The organism is Vibrio sp. nBUS_14, assembly GCF_051201655.1.
In the GTDB taxonomy this organism is placed as follows: Bacteria; Pseudomonadota; Gammaproteobacteria; order Enterobacterales; family Vibrionaceae; genus Vibrio.
In genome coordinates this window covers 3,472,978-3,490,930 of the sequence record NZ_CP179206.1, presented here as the reverse complement: position 1 = coordinate 3,490,930, position 17,953 = coordinate 3,472,978, and the positions used below count along the sequence as shown (strand labels likewise).

The window sequence follows — 17,953 nt, the reverse complement described above, 5'->3', positions numbered from 1 at the left end:
GTGCTCTCTATTATTCGATAATTACTAGAGCTTGGTCGAATTCTACTGGTTGACCGTCTTCAACTAGGATTGCCGTTACAACACCAGACTTATCAGCTTCGATTTGGTTCATCATTTTCATTGCTTCAACGATACATAGAGTTTCGCCAGCAGTTATAGATTGACCAACTTTAACGAATGGTTTTGCATCTGGGCTTGGAGCGCCGTAGAACGTACCAACCATTGGAGAAAGAACTTGGTGACCAGCTGGAACCGCAGGAGCTGCTGCTTCTGCTGCTACAGGTGCCGCCGCAGGTGCTGCTGCCGCTACAGGAGCTGCTGCCGCTACAGGAGCTGGAGCCGCTGCATATTGAATAGGCGCTGCAGATACAGGGCTGTTACGACTGATTCGTACTGACTCTTCACCTTCAGAGATCTCTAGCTCAGAAATACCAGACTCTTCAACCAATTCGATTAGCTTTTTGATTTTGCGAATATCCATTGTTTCTTTCTCTTTATCTGTTGATTGAACTTACTCTTTGACTGAGTAGGTTAGTAATAGTTCGTTGTTTTTATTTATTTTGCGTTGAGCTTGTTGAGCGCAGCCGTCAAAGCAAATTGATAACCTTGGGCACCTAAGCCACAAATCACACCTTCTGCTTTATCAGATAGGTAAGAGTGGTGACGGAACGGTTCACGTGCGTGAACATTCGATAGATGAACCTCAATAAATGGGATAGCAACACCAAGTAGTGCATCACGCAACGCCACACTGGTATGTGTAAAGGCCGCTGGGTTGATAATAATGAAATCAACATTTTGATAAGCACTATGGATAGCTTCAATCAGTTCATACTCACGATTTGACTGTAAGTGAGACAGCTCAACATCTTGTGTTTTCGCTTGCTCAGTCAAAGAGCTAATAATCTGGTCAAGTGTTTGAGAACCATAGTGTGCAGGCTCTCTAAGGCCTAACAGGTTAAGGTTTGGGCCATTTAAAACTAGAATGCGAAACTTTGTAGACATTGTGGGGCTATCTTCCTTTATCGTGTTTACGAATGTGAATATTGCCATTTTATTGAAAATTTAGGGTTAATTTCCAGTAAGAAAAACCCAAATTTAAAAATTAGAACCAGATTATAGCTAATTCAGCGCAAATCGCAGCAATTTACTGGTCTAATCTCCTATAAGTACGGCATGGAATTGTTATCAACTTAACAAAAAACCGCGATTGCCTTAATTTTATCGAAGATATTTGAGATCAAGATCAGCCATAAAAAAACCGCCACATAGGTGACGGTTTATTAATGACTGTTTTAAAAAGTGACAAGCTAATGTGACGGGTTGCTTATGCCAGTTCAGCTTTCTCTGCAATCAGTTTATCGACCACGCTTGGATCGGCCAGTGTCGACGTATCGCCTAGGTTGCCAGTATCGCCTGTGGCAATCTTACGTAGGATACGACGCATGATTTTACCTGAACGAGTTTTTGGCAGAGAGTCTGTCCAATGCAGTACATCTGGTGTTGCGATTGGGCCAATCTCTTTACGTACCCAGTCTTTCACTTCTTTATGAAGTTCTGCGGTTGGGAACTCACCATCATTTAGCGTGATGTAAGCGTAAATTGCTTGGCCTTTAATATCATGAGGAATGCCCACAATCGCTGCCTCTGCAATCTTATCGAATGCTACTAGTGCCGATTCAATCTCAGCGGTACCCATACGGTGACCTGACACGTTAAGCACGTCATCCACACGACCCGTAATCCAGTAGTAACCATCTTCATCACGACGAGCGCCATCACTGGTAAAGTACATGCCTTTAAAGGTAGAGAAGTAAGTCTGCTCAAAACGGTCATGATCGCCGTGAACTGTACGCATTTGGCCCGGCCAAGAGTCAAGAATCACTAGGTTGCCGTCAGTCGCGCCTTCAATGATGTTGCCCATGTTGTCGACAAGCGCGGGTTGCACACCGAAGAATGGACGAGTCGCTGAACCCGGTTTTAGATCTGTTGCGCCCGGTAGTGGTGCGATTAAGATGCCGCCTGTTTCTGTTTGCCACCATGTATCGACAATCGGAGACTGCTCATTACCAATCGTTTTGTAGTACCACTCCCACGCTTCAGGGTTGATAGGTTCACCTACCGATCCCATGACTCTTAGGCTGTCACGAGAAGTCCCTTCAACCGCTTCATTGCCTTTTGCCATTAGGGCACGAATCGCCGTTGGTGCAGTATAAAGAATATTAACTTGATGCTTATCGACCACTTCACTCATGCGGCTTGTGTTCGGGTAATTCGGCACGCCTTCAAACAGAATGGTTTTTGCACCATTGGCAAGTGGACCGTAGACAAGGTAAGTGTGACCAGTAATCCAACCCACATCCGCAGTACACCAGAAGGTTTCGCCTTCTTGGTAGTCGAATACGTATTTGAAGGTCATGGCTGCATAAACAAGGTAGCCACCTGTGGTGTGCATTACACCCTTAGGTTTGCCTGTTGAGCCTGATGTATAAAGGATGAATAGTGGATCTTCCGCATTCATCTCTTCAGGTGGGCAATCAGCTGATACGTTTGCGATAGCATCATGCCACCACACATCACGGTGTTCGTGCCAAGCAACATCACCGCCAGTACGCTTGAATACCACAACCTTCTCGATGTTCTTCACTTCAGGGTTAGTCAGTGCTTCATCGACATTCTTCTTCAGTGGAACAGCACGGCCGCCACGCACGCCTTCATCGGCAGTGATAACGACTTTAGAATTTGAATCGATAATACGACCAGACAGTGCTTCAGGTGAGAAACCACCGAATACCACTGTGTGAACCGCACCGATACGGGTACATGCCAGCATCGCAACTGCAGCTTCTGGAACCATTGGCATGTATAAACAAACCACATCGCCTTTACGTACGCCTTGCTCTTTTAGAGCATTTGAAAACAGGCATACTTCTTTGTGCAGTTCGTTAAAGGTTAGGGTTTTATCATCAGCAGGGTCATCGCCTTCCCAGATGATAGCGACTTCATCACCGCGCTCAGCAAGGTGGCGGTCGATACAGTTAGCCGAAACGTTAAGCGTGCCATCTTCAAACCAGCGAATATCAATGTGACCTGGGTCGAAAGAGGTATTTTTTACTTGTGTGAAAGGCTTAATCCAATCAACGATTTTTCCGTGTTCACCCCAAAAGCCTTCAGGGTCAGAAACAGATTGCTGGTACATGGCTAGGTAAGTGTCATTATCCGCGTGTGTGGTTGATTTAATACTTTCTTTTACCGGATAAACGTGGGCTTCACTCATTGCATCTCTCCTTGTGCCTACATTCTTAATGAACTGGCAACTTCCTTTGTGTTCAGTTTCTAAGTCTATTACAGGACCGTCGTTGTGCTATCACTCTCGGCTAGGACGGCGATTTCCACAATTAGACTTTAGGATGAGACGGCGCTTTTCACTTACAAAATAGCGAGTTAAGTTCATTTTTGCGATATTGCTCTCTATGTAGAGAGGCAATGGTTGAATTAGGAATAAGAAGAATTGAAACGAGGTAAATCACCGTGTTTAAGGCGAACAAAGATCAGCGCAGCGGAGATAGCATCTTGTAATGCATCATGTTTATTTACTGGGATAGGTAAATCGAGCTGGCGGCAGATGGCGTCCATACTGAGATCGAAGTAGGCATTGGGAAGCTGTCTTTCGAGTTTGTCTTGATAGAGCAGGCTCACTTCGACTAATCGGTTAGGCAGTGGAAATCCGAGTTGTTTTAAACAGGCTCGGTCGAGAATTTTCTTGTCATAGCGGATGTGGTAACCGACTAAAGGACGATTACCAATGAAGTCGAGCAGTTCGATTAAGGCCTGTTTTTCTTCAATACCGTGTTTTAGATCTTGATGGCGAATACGATGAATTTTGATTGAATTGCAATCGAGCGATTGAGGGGCTCGTAGCCGGACTTCAAAAGGTTGGCTGGTAATGATTCGGTTACCGATGATCTTGGTCGCGGCAATGGTGACCAGTTCGGCCTGATTGGGGTCGAGGCTGGTGGTTTCACAATCAAGAGATACGTATTCGTGATCAACAGGCGCAGCAAACAGAGGCTGATAAGGAGAGCCTTTGAGTTTGTGATGCCAGTAATAGCGAACCAATCTATTCATCGTTCAGTCGTCTAATCCCTTATCTGATAATGGTAGCCAAGCCATTGCTTGAACTTCTTGACCACATGCAGGCTATGACGAAGTAAGTCTCGGTCAGCCCGTTCCATCAGTTTGACGTCGATTTTATTGCTGCTGTGTTGCTGTGAAAGCCTTTGCGCCAAGCGCCACTTAAAGAACTGTCTGAGTGCTTCATTGAGGTTGTCCGCGGTACTTTGCTCTAACACCTTCTTGCTAACCAGCTGTTCAATGCGTTCAAAGGTGTTGTTCACCGTCACACCATGCTCAAGGCAAAGTGCTCTCACACCGTGCACAATCGGGAAAATACCACCTTGTTTGATATCGAGCCCTGACTTGGATTTTTTTACATTACCAAACAGGGTGAGGGGAACTGAAAAGTTAAGAGCTGGGCGGCAGAATTCAGTCAGAATTAACTCTTGTCCTAGTATCAAATCACTCAGGTGTTGTTTGACTGGATTTAATAGTTCTCTGTTACCCGCAACGGCATGTGCATCCGCCATGATGGCAATATCCATCACGGTATCGGGCGTTGCTTTTTTTACCCAACGGGTGAGCGTTTGTTTCCATTCTTGTTGTGAATGAACCCATTTAGGGTTGTTAACCATCACGTTGCCCGGGCAGAGTGGGTAGCCCAATTGCTGTAATGTATGAGTTAGGTCGTTCATGGCGCTCTGGCATTGGTGCCACTCCAAGCCATCCTGAATAATCAGCGCATTATCTTGGTCGGTTTTAAGGATTTGCTCTCCGCGACCTTCAGACCCCAACACGATCAGGCAGCAGTGATTCTGCAATGCTGGTGGAATAACCAACTCAAAAGCCTTCTCTATGATCTGTTCATTAACGGCTGAAATTAGCTCCATGATAAAGCGCGTGCGAATGCCGTTACTGAGCAAGCTCTCGACCAATTGACGTTGTTTGTTGGAGGCTAATGCCAGCTCTTCAATGCTGGTGGATCGCGCAATACGCAAAGTAAGAACGTGAGAATGAGTAGAGAATGCACTCAGAATCTGCGTCATATCCACCATACCAACAGCATTGGGACCATCACAAACCATCAGCCTTTTTACGCGATTTCGGGTCATGGTGATCATGGCGTTAAACAAGAAGTCCCCTTGATTAACGTGCAGTACCGGGAACGTTGCTATCTCGCCAACCGCGGTATCGAGCGGATGATTATCGAGCATCACCGCGTGCAATAAATTGGTTCTTGTGACGATTCCATACGGAAAGGTACATGATGATCCAAAAGCTTTTGGATTATCATGTTCTAAATGAATAAGGGCCGAGTCCAGCCCTTGTTCTTTAAGGGTTTGAGTGACTTGGTTGATAGGTTTACTGGGTTCCAGTATCAGTGGAGGGTGATAGATCGACTCGTCCACTTTGGTTAGTATGAACTCGGCAAGATTCTGTTGCTGTTGAGCGGCTTCTATCAAGGCTTTTCGTGTCGAAAGGTTGCTATCAAAGTAAGCGGCAAACTGGCCATTGGCGTGGTACAGCTCGAGAAAGGTATCGGTTGGCAGTAGATAACTTAACGTATCTTCAAGCGCGATATATTGGTGTTTGGTGTGAGGCTCAAACTGACTGCGTACATCGAAGATATCGTCATTGGCATAGTGTGCGTAGATCTCTCCATCGCTGCTCGCGCGCTCTTCAACAGCGCCTTTAATCAGAATATGCAGATGGCGACTTGGGCGGTCTGCCTCCAATATCACCTCGTGTGCTCGGTAATAAACCACATCCAATGAGGAACGCAGCGTTAACTGCTCCGTGTCGGATAGGCTATCGAAAGGCGGGTGCTGCATATTAAATTTATCAGGCATAAGCATCGAAAGAAGTAGGAGTCTCTTTTCAGTCTGACAAATTACCAGCGAAGCTCCAGACGACTTTAGTCTAAATGCGATCGTGGGTGTTGGTGATCGCTGAATACCTGAGTCAAATGGGATATCGGTATTCATTGAATACAGGAATGCTATCTCCTCAATAATTCCCTTTTTCATCGTATGCGACCTAGGCATAATTGGTTCTGCCTTTGTTTGCACATTTTTATAGGTTGCCTATGTTTAGTCCTTCCCCTTATGGCTGGATCTCCCAGTATTTTCTTGGTTTCTTTTTTGCTTATGGCGTTTATTTGCCATTCTGGGCGCTGTGGTTTGAAGACCAGGGCGTTTCTGCGGGTGACATTGGTGTCCTAATTGGTATTGGTTTTGCGACGCGCTGTGTTGCTAACCTCGTGATTACGCCACGTATCCATAAAGTTGAGCATTTAATGCCGGCTTTGCGTTGCTTGAGTTTCGCGGCACTGCTGTTTGTTGGCTTCCACTTCTTCACTGGCGGCAGCTTCATATTGATGTTGTTGGCAACGGTTTTGTTTAACCTCTGTTATGGGCCAATCATTCCACTCTCGGATGCGATGGCTAACCACTACAGCCGTCTTAATATGCTCGACTACGGACGTACTCGTTTATGGGGTTCGATTGCCTTTATTGCCGGCTCGACTGTGGTTGGTTATTTGGTCGCGCAATTCGGGACTGACATGATTTTGTATACAGCGTTTGCTGGTGTGCTGATGTCATTAGTGTTGGCGATGAGAAACCCTAACGTGATGCCAGTGACACACTCTGAGCAACAGGCAGTACGACCAAAATTAGGTGAGTTATTAAGAGAGTCGTCAGTGGTTAAATTTTTAGTCTTGGTGGCGCTGCTGCAAGGTAGCCATGCAGCTTATTACAGCTTTAGTGCGATTTATTGGAAAGAGGCGGGTCACTCTGAAGCGATTATTGGTTACTTGTGGAGTCTAGGTGTTGTCGCAGAAGTGGCTGTGTTTGCTTTGAGCAAGCGACTGTTTTCTGGAATCACATTACGTACTCTGTTCGTGATAGCAGCATTAGGTGTGATGGCTCGCTGGGGTATTACCGCATCGACCACCGCGATCGCGGCTTTGATTCTTGTGCAATTGCTTCACGGCGTGACATTTGCCATGGCGCACATCGCTGCGATTCAATATATCCAATCTGAAGAACAGAACAAGATGGTTGCCCTACAAGCTCTGTACAACGCGATTCCATTAGGTGCCTTTATCGCGCTAATGACGACCTTAAGTGGTTGGGGCTATGAGCTTTGGGGTGCGAATATTTTCTGGGGTATGGCAGCGATGGGCGGATTGGCCTTATTCATTAAACTGGATGAAAGAAGTTCAGTCGTTGAAGTCAATCAAACAGCCTCAGCTCAATCTGATGCTCAGAATTAAAGCCCAAAGCACAGAATTTAAGCGATGCGATTGAGTTAAACGCACTTCCCTAGTTAAATGAAACCTCTCCCTTATGGAGAGTTTTTTTATGGATGAAGAAAGGGTTTTTAATGCAAGGATGGGTAGTAATTCCAGTCTCTTTAGCTTACTTGGGCGTGTTATTTCTGATCGCGTGGTATGGAGACAGGCAAGTTCGTTGGCTATCACGCTGGCGTCCATGGATATATAGTCTTTCTATTGCGGTGTATTGTACCTCTTGGACCTTCTACGGAACGGTCGGGCAGGCCAGTAATAACCCTTGGTCATTCTTACCCATCTACCTCGCCCCTATTTTAGTTTTCACGTTGGGGTGGCGGATCTTAGCTCGGCTGATCCTCATCGCGAAGCGTGAACACATCACCTCTATTGCCGACTTTATCGCGGCTCGTTATGGAAAATCTCAGGGCCTGGCTGTTGCTGTTACCGTGATTGCCGTGGTCGGTATTCTTCCTTATATCGCGCTACAGTTGCGTGGTATCACGATGGGCTTGGAGATTGTCGCCCCCGATCTCGCGGAAGATTTTGGATATCAGAATTATCACGTCTCTTGGTTTGTGGTCGGTGCATTAGCGATTTTTACGATGCTGTTTGGTACTCGGCACATCGATAACACAGAACATCACCGTGGCATGATGATGGCGGTGGCGTTTGAGTCGATCGTTAAGCTGGCCGCCTTCTTGATTGTTGGGCTGTTTATCATTTATCTCGCGATGAGTAGCGATAAAATCGACCTGCTTGATGTGGCGGCTTCCACTTATGAATCGCCCAATATTCCCACGTTAGTGATTCACACCATTCTCACGATGTTGGCGATTGTCTGTCTGCCGCGTCAGTTTCACACGATGGTGGTTGAAAACGAACGACCGCAAGATTTACACACCGCTCGTTGGTTATTTCCTCTTTATCTCATTCTAATGGGGCTGTTTGTTCTACCGATTGCGTGGGCTGGTCAGGGGTTACTTACGGGTATGCCGGCTGATACCTATGTGATCAGCGTGCCGATGGCAGAAGGAGCCAATCATATTGCCTTGCTGGCTTTTCTTGGAGGAACCTCTGCGGCGAGTGGTATGGTGATTGTCTCAACCATCGCATTGGCGATCATGGTATCGAATGATCTTGTGATGCCACTGTTGCTGCGCCGCATGCGCTTGACGCAAAGAACGCATAAACATTTTTCGGGCTTGTTATTGGTGATTCGTCGTGGACTGATCCTATTATTGCTGTTGGGTGCTTGGGCATTTTATCAGGCGCTCGATACCATTCATTCCCTGTCGGCGATCGGCTTTCTTTCTTTTGCGGCGATTGCGCAGTTTGCCCCCGCCTTGATCGGTGGTTTGTATTGGCGTCTGGGCAATCGAAAGGGTGTCTATGTTGGCTTATTAGTTGGTTCAGTGATTTGGCTGATCACCTTGATGAGCCAAACCAGTATGTTGGCGGGCGATAGCGACAGTAATTTACTGCTGTGGATTATTACGCCGCCAGAGCTGCTGAGTAGATGGGATGTCAGCAGTTCAAACTGGGGTATCGTGATGAGTATCTTACTCAATACCTTGTGTTATGTGCTGGTCTCGATGACGACACGACCAAGCCTAAGTGAGCGCTTACAATCGGCAGCATTCGTTGGTACGCCATTGCCTGAAAATGAGAATATTAGTCTCTATCAGAACCGCGTAACGGTGGCTGAATTAGAGATGCTCGCCTCGCGTTTTGTGGGTCGTAAGCGAGCGAAAAGTGCTTTACACAGCTATTGGCAGCAACACGGCCAGCCGTTACTTCCCAATCAACAAGCGCCCGCGAGTTTGATTCGACACGCAGAGCGCGTACTTGCAGGGGTGTTCGGTGCTTCGTCTGCTAAGTTAGTACTCACTTCGGCCTTGCAAGGCAGAAACATGCAGCTTGAGGAAGTTGCGACCATCGTTGATGAAGCCTCAGAACTGTACGACTTCAGTCGCGGTTTACTGCAAGGTGCGATTGAACACATAGGGCAAGGCATTGCAGTAATAGACAAACAAATGAGGCTGGTGGCGTGGAATCAACGTTATCTTGAGCTGTTTGAATTCCCTGCTGGCTTGATTCAAGTCGGCCGACCCATTTCAGATGTGATTCGCCACAATGCTGAGCAAGGTTTGTGTGGTCCTGGCGACCCAGAAGATCACGTTCGACGCCGTGTTTATCACCTTGAACAAGGCACTCGACACACCTCATCTCGTATTCGTCCTGATGGTCGAGTCATTGAGGTGCAAGGTAACCCGATGCCAAGTGGCGGGTTTGTGATGAGCTTTACCGACATCACGGTCTTCAGACAAGCAGAACAAGCGCTAAAAGATGCCAATGAAAGCTTGGAGTCGAGAGTGCATGAGCGAACTCAAGAGCTCGAAAAGCTTAACCAACGTTTAGTTAAAGCGACGCAAATTTCGGATCAAGAATCTCAATCTAAGAGTCGTTTTCTTGCTGCGGTGAGTCACGATTTGATGCAGCCGCTCAATGCCGCGCGTCTATTTGCTTCTTCTCTTTCTGAGGTGGCAAAAGAGCAAGAGGAGAAGCAGCTTTCATCTCATATTGAAAGTGCGTTGGGTGCGGCTGAAGATCTGATTGGGGACCTGTTGGATATCTCTCGATTGGAATCAGGAAAGTTAGAAACCCACATTCATGCAATTACGGTGCACGATGTATTAACCCATTTGAATGCTGAATTCAGTGCGTTGGCTGTGCAGCAAAAGATTGAATTTAAGATGATCCCTTCGTCACTGTTTATTCACTCGGATCCTAAATTATTGAGACGTGTGATTCAGAACTTTTTGACTAATGCGTTCCGCTATAACCCTGAAGGAAAAGTGGTCCTCGGTGCGAGACGAGTGAATGGTCAGGTTCGAATTGATGTGTGGGACAACGGAACCGGTATCGACGAAGACAAACAACAAGAGATCTTCGAAGAGTTTACACGTGGTAGCCAAGTTCGTGCCGATCAAGGCCTGGGATTAGGGTTAGCGATCTCGAAAGGCATTGCCCATGTTCTTGGTCATCAAATATCGATGCGTTCATGGCCAGAGCAAGGCAGCGTCTTTTCCATCACCTTAGCGAGAGCAGAACAGGTCGCTAAGGTTGTGCAAGCTTCTACGCTAATGGCGACCAGCGACATCGAGCATCTGAAAATACTGTGTGTCGACAATGAGCGAGAAATCTTAGTTGGTATGGAAAACTTGATAGGACGTTGGGGGTGTGAGGTTAAGACCGCCGTCGACTTAGTCGAAAGCTTGCAGTGTCTCGATGGTGATTGGCACCCGGATGTGATTTTCTCGGATTATCGCCTCGATAATGGTCGGACAGGACTGGAGGTGTTGCAGCAATGCCGTTTACGTCTTGGGGATTCTTTTGAAGGTGTCATCATCAGTGCTGATAGAACTGATGAAATGTTGGCAGCGATAAAGGCCAACAGCTTCAACTTTATTGCTAAGCCAGTAAAGCCACTCAAGTTAAGAGCGGTTTTGAATCGAGTGAGCTAGCTTGAATTAACAGGTTCGGATTTGTGAACGGATAGTGAAAAGGCCTCGGATGAGGCCTTTTGGGTTTCGGTAAGGAGCATGAATTCTTGTTTACTGATTAACTAACCTGCGATTCCACCCTGCGTCAGTGTGCTTGGATCAAGCAGCTTGCTAAGTTCTTCTCGGCTGAGATCAGTTTCTCTTTCTGCAACATCAAGAATCGGTAAGCCTTCTTTATAGGCCTTCTTGGCAATATCCGCCGCTTTTAGGTAGCCAATCACAGGGTTGAGTGCTGTCACTAGAATAGGATTCTTTGAAAGCGCTAGATCGAGATTGTCTTGGCGCACCGTGAAAGTAGCAATCGCTTTATCAGCCAATGCGACTGAGCTGTTGGCTAATAGTTCTATGCTTTCTAACACGTTATGAGCAATCACAGGCAGCATCACATTCAGTTGGAAGTTGCCAGACTGCCCAGCCACCGTAATGGTGGTGTCATTACCAATCACTTGTGCAGCCGCCATGGCAGCTGCTTCTGGAATTACAGGGTTCACTTTGCCCGGCATGATCGATGAACCCGGTTGTAGCGCTTGCAACTCAATCTCCCCTAAGCCTGCTAACGGTCCTGAATTCATCCAGCGAAGATCGTTTGAGATCTTCATGATCGCAACTGCTGCAGTTTTGAGCTGACCAGATAGTGCAACGATCGCGTCTTGGCTGCTGAGGTTAAAAAAGAAGTTTTCACTCGAGGTAAAACTGATCTTTGTTGATTGAGACAGGTTACTTGCAAACTTATCGGCAAAGCGTGGGTCGGCATTGATTCCCGTACCAACCGCTGTGCCACCTTGAGCAAGCGCCTTGACTGCTGGCAAGCTGCGTTCTATCGCTTGCTTGGCATGTTCAATCTGAAATTTCCAACCACCCAGCTCTTGAGCAAAGGTAATCGGCATTGCATCCATTAGATGAGTACGTCCAGTTTTGACTACTTTAGCAAGCTCATGTTGTTTGACGGTAAGCGCTGTAGAAAGGTGGGTAAGTGCAGGCAGTAGCTTATTTTCTGCCATCAGAGCAACACTGACTTGAATGGCCGTTGGCACTACGTCATTACTGCTTTGCCCCATGTTTACGTGATCATTCGGGTTGACGTCTCCTTGTAGGCTTCTTGACGCGAGTGTCGCAATCACTTCGTTAGCATTCATGTTAGAGCTTGTGCCTGAGCCCGTCTGAAAGACATCAATCGGGAATTGGTCGAGGTGTTTACCATCGATGATCTCTTGGCTGGCTTCGGCTATCGCGTTGGCAATATCACCTTCTAACAAACCTAACTGAGCATTAGTATCGGCGGCGGCCAGCTTAATTAACGCCAGTGCTTGAATGAAGCTGGTTGGCATCTTGAGCGAGCTAAAAGCGAAGTTATCTGCGGCACGTTGAGTTTGTGCTTGGTATAGCGCTTCGGCAGGCACTTTCACTTCGCCCATGCTGTCTTTTTCAATCCGAAATTGTAGGGTCATATTCTATCCTTGTTAGCCAAGTGGGGCTTGGACTTGTTGTAGTGTTTGGCTGAGGTTCAAAAAACGCGCTTGGCCTTGTGGTTGTTGGCAGTAGTGGCGTTTCAAATAAAATAGTGGAGAGTGAATAGAGTCTAGGCAGATATGACGAAAGGTGAAACTACGGTCAGGAGACTCAATAGCTTCAATTAAATGGAAGAAAACTTGGCGCAGGTACAACTCACATAACAAGATATTTTCTTGGGCGGCATGCTTTTCATAGTAAGCCGAAAGCGTTAGGCCACATTGAATATAGTCTCGAATGATATTAGGTTCGTTGCCTTGAACTTGTTCTATTGAAGTAAAGCGATCCTGTGCCTTATAAAACCTTGAATAGATAACCTGCTGCTCTTTCATCATTATTTGCATCTCTTTATTGGATGTTAATGATAAGTATTATCAATTAAAGGTTTAAAAACAACCCTTTATTATTTCTTTTTATAAAATTTGAAGGCAAAAGAAAAAGCCGATACATAACGTATCGGCTTTCTTGGAATCAGTACCTAATCCCTACAATGTAAGTACTGATTTATCTTATTGTGTCGCACTCTTATGAGTGGCTTTTTTTGTTGCTTAGTGGTCGTGAGCTTCACCTGCACCTTTAGGGTAACGGATAGATTCAACCATCTCTTGTACGTCTTGTGGTACTTCAGCTGTTACTTTGTTTACAGCAATTGATACTACGAAGTTTAGACACATACCTAGCGTACCGATGCCTTCTGGGCTGATACCAAACCACCAGTTTTCCGGTGTGCTTGCTGCTGGGTTAATGAACTTGAAGTAGATGATGTAGCTTGCTGTGAAGGCAATACCTGACAACATACCTGCAATCGCGCCTTCCTTGTTCATCTTCTTATAGAAGATACCTAGGATGATGGCAGGGAAGAAGGATGCTGCGGCTAAGCCGAAGGCAAACGCTACTACCTGAGCTACGAAACCTGGTGGATTAATACCTAGGTAACCAGCACCGACAATCGCGACCATGGCGGCCAAGCGAGCGGCTAATAGCTCCTGTTTGTCGGTCATGTTTGGTCTGAAGCCTTTCTTCAACAAGTCATGTGAAATCGACGTTGAGATTACCAATAGTAGACCAGCAGCTGTTGATAGTGCGGCTGCTAGGCCACCGGCTGCAAGTAGTGCTACAACCCAGTTTGGTAGTTTTGCTAGCTCTGGAGAAGCCAGTACGATGATGTCACGGTTAATCTTCATCTCGTTGCGTTCATCGCCCGAGTAGAACATTTTGCCATCGCCGTTCTTATCTTCCCAACCGACCAGACCAGTGCTTTCCCAGTTTTTATACCAGCTTGGTGCGTCTGCTGCTGCGACACCTTGCATGTCTGGGCCGTTAATCGTTTCGATCATGTTTACACGAGCGAACGCTGCAACGCCTGGTGCTGTTGTGTATAGCAATGAGATGAACAGTAGTGCCCAACCTGCTGAGACACGAGCATCACGTACTTTTGGTACCGTGAAGAAACGAATGATTACGTGTGGAAGACCTGCAGTACCTACCATTAGAGCTGCACAGATGAAGAATACATCCACCATGCTCTTGTTACCTTCGGTATAGGCGGTAAATCCGAGCTCTTCAGTTAGTCCATCCAGTTTATCGAGTAGGTAAACGTCTGTGCCTGAAATCGTTGACCCCATACCAACTTGTGGAAGCGGGTTACCTGTCATCATGATTGATGTAAAGATTGCTGGAACAAGGAAGGCGAAAATGAGGACACAGAATTGAGCTACCTGCGTATAAGTGATGCCTTTCATGCCACCAAGTACTGCGTAGAAGAACACAATACCCATACCAATGATGATGCCTAGATTAATGTCAACTTCTAGGAAACGAGAGAATACAACGCCAACACCACGCATCTGGCCTGCAACGTACGTAAATGATACGAAGATTGCACAGAATACCGCTACCATACGTGCTGTCTTCGAGTAGTAACGTTCACCGATGAAATCAGGAACCGTAAACTGACCGAATTTACGTAGGTAAGGTGCTAAACATAGCGCAAGTAGTACATAACCACCTGTCCAACCCATTAGGTAAGCCGCACCGTCGTAACCAACGAATGAGATGATACCTGCCATTGAAATGAATGATGCTGCCGACATCCAGTCAGCGGCTGTTGCCATGCCGTTTGCTACTGGGTGTACACCGCCGCCAGCAACGTAGAATTCACTGGTTGTCCCCGCGCGAGCCCAGATTGCGATGCCGATATATACTGCGAAAGTAATACCGACGAGAATAAACGTCCAAGTTTGAATATCCATATTCTAGCCTCTAGTCTTCCTGTACGTTGTATTTTTTGTCCAGCTTATTCATGCGAACAACGTAAATAAATATCAACGCCACGAAGGTATAAATTGAACCTTGTTGAGCGAACCAAAAACCTAGCTTAAATCCGCCAAATTGAATGGTATTTAGGACATCCACAAATAAGATGCCAGCGCCATAAGACACCACAAACCATATTGCGAGTAGTGTTCCCATTATTCCCAAGTTTTCCTTCCAGTAGGCTTGAGCATGTTCCGTAGATTCGAACGCCATTGCCTTCTCCTTTATTCCGTTTTCGTAGAAACCGTTTTGTAAAATAGCGTGTTAACGTAATGTTACGGTTTAGAATGTAGCAAGGATGATTCAAGGGAGCTGTGCAACTTTAGTCGGGACGGCATTCACGCTAATGTACTGAATTATGGGAGCTAGGAGACAGAACCATAGAAAAACGTGATGTTGCAATGATGTTAAATTAGCCAAAGGTCTAACAAAAAGGGATTAATTAGAGTGCGAGTCATAAAATTTAACAACTAAATGACCGAGAAACTGTATTTAGTCCTGCCTATGACACGAAGCGAAACATTAGTTTGTTATAGTAACTGCGGTACTTTCTTTGGCCGTGCCTTGCTTAACGGCAGAAGATCAACAAGCTAGTTGCAAAAGATCAACAGGCTTAAAGCTCGAGTTTTATTCTTTGAGGGAACGAATTGGACGCAATAACCATTAATCACTTATTTCTGACTGGTGCCGTACTCATCGCCATCAGTGTACTTTTCTCGCAAGTGTCCTCGCGATTGGGCGTTCCGATTCTTTTGATCTTTTTGTTCGTTGGTATGTTGGCGGGCGAAGATGGCCCCGGTCGCATTAATTTCAATGATTACTCGCTGACCTACTTGGTGAGTAACTTGGCGCTTGCCGTGATCTTGCTTGATGGTGGTATGCGAACCAAGGTCGCAAGCTTCAAAGTCGCTTTCTGGCCGTCACTCTCACTAGCAACGATAGGCGTGGCATGTACCGCGACCTTAACCGGACTTATGGCCGCTTGGTTGTTCGATCTGTCACTGATGCAGGGAATCTTGGTTGGTGCGATTGTAGGTTCGACCGATGCAGCTGCGGTATTTTCTTTGTTGAAAGGGCAGAGCCTCAATGAACGTGTTGGCTCAACCCTAGAGATCGAATCCGGTACCAATGACCCAATGGCGGTTTTCCTGACGGTAACCTTAATTGCGCTGCTGGGTAACCCTGATGCCGAGATGGGAATGAACTTCCTACTCAAAAGCTTTGCGATGCAGTTTGGTATCGGCACCCTTGTTGGCATCGGTGGTGGTTGGGTTCTATGGAGCCTAATCAACCGAGTGCAACTGGCCGATGGCCTTTACTCGATTCTGGTGCTCAGCGGTGGTGTGGCTCTGTTTGCGTTCTCTAACATGCTTGGCGGAAGCGGTATCTTATCGATTTACTTAGTGGGCTTGTTCATTGGTAATCGTCCGACGCGCTCCCGACACTCTATTCTCAATGTTCTTGATGGCATGACGTGGCTAAGTCAGATCGTGATGTTCTTGGTGCTTGGGTTATTGGTTACGCCATCAACGTTGATGGACATTGCACTTCCTGCGTTGGCACTGGCGTTTGGTATGATTTTGTTTGCTCGTCCACTGTCTGTTTGGTTGGGTTTACTTCCATTCAGAAGCTTTACCACCAAGGAACGCTGGTTTGTTTCTTGGGTGGGTTTACGTGGCGCAGTGCCGATCATTCTGGCGGTGTTCCCGATGATGGCGGGCCTACCGAATGCTCAGTTGTACTTCAATATCGCCTTCTTCGTGGTTATGGTTTCGCTGATTGTTCAGGGTGGCAGCTTAATGAAAGTCGCAAGACTCGCTAAAGTGACCTTACCACCAACGCCGACACCGATTTCTCGTACTGGTATTGAGATCTACCCTACCAGTGAGTGGGAGATGTTTGTTTATAAGTTGAAAGAAGAAAAGTGGTGTATTGGCGAACCGCTGAAGCGTTTGTCTATGCCAGAAGGGACGAGAATTACCGCACTGTTTAGAAAAGATGCTTTGCTTCACCCATCGGGCAGTACCGTGTTAGAGGCGAATGATATTCTCTGTGTGCTTGGTCAGGATAAAGACCTAGATAGCCTAAGTGAGCTGTTTAGTGAGGCTCCTTTAGCTGAAGAGGCTGCTCGATTCTTTGGTGATTTCTTTTTGGATGTAGGACTATCGGTTGCCGCGGTGAGTGATTGTTATGGCATTGAACTAGGCTCGGAAGAAGAGCGAGAAATGACTCTAAAACAATTGGCTGAGCGAGAGCTTGGTGCCCACCCTGTATTAGGTGATAGTTTTGTGTGGCATGACATTACTTGGGTGGTTGCAGAGATTGATGATCATAAAGTGGTCAAGCTGGGTTTATGTTTGCCTAAGACGACGTTAGAAGAGGAGATAAGCGAAGCTTAGTTGTGGACTTCTTGTAGCAAGATAACCGCTTGAGTTCGGTTTTTTACATCCAGTTTACGGAAGATGGCTGTCATATGTGCCTTGATGGTCGCTTCCGAAACATTCAGTTCATACGCGATTTGCTTGTTCAGCAGGCCGTCTGAAAGCATCCCTAACACCTTGTATTGTTGAGGCGTCAGTGTGGAAAGCTTTTCCGCAAGGTCGCTACAGGCTGCATTGTTTGTGATCAGCCCTTCAGGGAAGAATGGGTCGCCATTCAGTACTTGATTAAGTGCACTCACCAATTCACGCATATCACTCGACTTAGGAATAAAGCCAAAGGCACCGTGGCTCTTCACTTGAGTAACAACGCTGGCATCTTCGCTGGCTGAGATCACCACAATCGGTAAATCTGGATATTCAGCACGCAGTTGAATCAAGCCCGACATTCCATTTGCTCCCGGCATTTTAAGGTCGAGCAGTAACAGGTCAGGTTCATCTTCTTTTTTTAGTAAAGTCAGTAAGGCGTCGAGAGAATCAGCCTCAAGCAGGTTCGCACCGCTGATCGCCATATGAACTGACTGAAACAGGGCGTTGCGAAAGAGAGGGTGGTCATCAGCAATGATGATGGTATAGGTCGAGTCCATGACGTTCATACTTTTAACAATTTAGTTAATATTTATTATCATCCTGATTGAGTATTTGGACAATATCTATGCATTAAAAGTCTGAACCATATCGACTTTTATCCCTGTTCTTGGAAAGTGTTTCCTATA

Annotated in this window: 13 protein-coding genes; 3 read left to right on the top strand and 10 right to left on the bottom strand. The window is 46.4% G+C overall.

Annotated elements, in window-relative coordinates; all coding sequences use genetic code 11:
* Nucleotides 1-10: 10 nt before the first annotated feature.
* The 5 genes from accB to ACMAZD_RS16435 all read right to left on the bottom strand — a co-directional run bounded on the left by accB (nt 11) and on the right by ACMAZD_RS16435 (nt 5,972).
* Nucleotides 11-481: an acetyl-CoA carboxylase biotin carboxyl carrier protein gene (accB, locus tag ACMAZD_RS16455; protein WP_435247967.1), complete on the bottom strand. Its 471-nt coding sequence runs from the start codon at nt 479-481 to the stop codon at nt 11-13.
* A 74-nt stretch (nt 482-555) separates the two neighbouring features.
* The gene (gene aroQ / locus ACMAZD_RS16450) at nt 556-1,005 is read right to left on the bottom strand and encodes a type II 3-dehydroquinate dehydratase (protein ID WP_004729735.1); all 450 of its coding nucleotides are present in this window, start codon (nt 1,003-1,005) and stop codon (nt 556-558) included.
* A gap of 322 nt (nt 1,006-1,327) precedes the next feature.
* Complete coding sequence (gene acs / locus ACMAZD_RS16445; protein WP_054548246.1) at nt 1,328-3,277, bottom strand: acetate--CoA ligase; 1,950 nt, start codon at nt 3,275-3,277, stop codon at nt 1,328-1,330.
* A 218-nt stretch (nt 3,278-3,495) separates the two neighbouring features.
* Nucleotides 3,496-4,128 (bottom strand): 3'-5' exonuclease, encoded by a 633-nt coding sequence (locus ACMAZD_RS16440; RefSeq protein WP_286294960.1) that lies wholly within the window; start codon nt 4,126-4,128, stop codon nt 3,496-3,498.
* Nucleotides 4,129-4,139: 11 nt separating this feature from the next.
* On the bottom strand, nt 4,140-5,972 hold the full coding sequence (locus ACMAZD_RS16435) for a DUF294 nucleotidyltransferase-like domain-containing protein (protein WP_435249399.1): 1,833 nt from the start codon (nt 5,970-5,972) through the stop codon (nt 4,140-4,142).
* Nucleotides 5,973-6,202: 230 nt separating this feature from the next.
* On the opposite strand from ACMAZD_RS16435, the gene ACMAZD_RS16430 reads away from it, so the two are divergent.
* The gene (locus ACMAZD_RS16430; protein WP_435247966.1) at nt 6,203-7,393 is read left to right on the top strand and encodes a 3-phenylpropionate MFS transporter; all 1,191 of its coding nucleotides are present in this window, start codon (nt 6,203-6,205) and stop codon (nt 7,391-7,393) included.
* Between the two features lie 110 nt (nt 7,394-7,503).
* A complete protein-coding gene (locus ACMAZD_RS16425) occupies nt 7,504-10,935 on the top strand; it encodes a hybrid sensor histidine kinase/response regulator (protein ID WP_435249398.1) in 3,432 nt (1,143 codons plus the stop codon).
* Between the two features lie 101 nt (nt 10,936-11,036).
* Here ACMAZD_RS16425 and ACMAZD_RS16420 read toward each other — a convergent pair whose 3' ends face one another.
* From ACMAZD_RS16420 to ACMAZD_RS16405, 4 genes are all read right to left on the bottom strand, one after another.
* Entirely contained in the window at nt 11,037-12,422 is a 1,386-nt protein-coding gene (locus tag ACMAZD_RS16420) for a class II fumarate hydratase (protein WP_435247965.1), read from the bottom strand.
* A gap of 12 nt (nt 12,423-12,434) precedes the next feature.
* The gene (locus ACMAZD_RS16415; RefSeq protein WP_435249397.1) at nt 12,435-12,818 is read right to left on the bottom strand and encodes a hypothetical protein; all 384 of its coding nucleotides are present in this window, start codon (nt 12,816-12,818) and stop codon (nt 12,435-12,437) included.
* 213 nt (nt 12,819-13,031) lie between these two features.
* Entirely contained in the window at nt 13,032-14,735 is a 1,704-nt protein-coding gene (locus ACMAZD_RS16410; protein ID WP_435247964.1) for a sodium:solute symporter family protein, read from the bottom strand.
* Between the two features lie 10 nt (nt 14,736-14,745).
* Complete coding sequence (locus ACMAZD_RS16405) at nt 14,746-15,012, bottom strand: DUF4212 domain-containing protein (RefSeq protein ID WP_004729726.1); 267 nt, start codon at nt 15,010-15,012, stop codon at nt 14,746-14,748.
* A 434-nt stretch (nt 15,013-15,446) separates the two neighbouring features.
* On the opposite strand from ACMAZD_RS16405, the gene ACMAZD_RS16400 reads away from it, so the two are divergent.
* Nucleotides 15,447-17,198 (top strand): potassium/proton antiporter, encoded by a 1,752-nt coding sequence (locus ACMAZD_RS16400; RefSeq protein ID WP_435247963.1) that lies wholly within the window; start codon nt 15,447-15,449, stop codon nt 17,196-17,198.
* On the opposite strand, the gene ACMAZD_RS16395 is transcribed toward ACMAZD_RS16400, so the two are convergent.
* The gene (locus ACMAZD_RS16395; protein ID WP_012604978.1) at nt 17,195-17,824 is read right to left on the bottom strand and encodes a response regulator transcription factor; all 630 of its coding nucleotides are present in this window, start codon (nt 17,822-17,824) and stop codon (nt 17,195-17,197) included. The genes ACMAZD_RS16400 and ACMAZD_RS16395 overlap by 4 nt on opposite strands.
* Between the last annotated feature and the right edge of the window lie 129 nt (nt 17,825-17,953).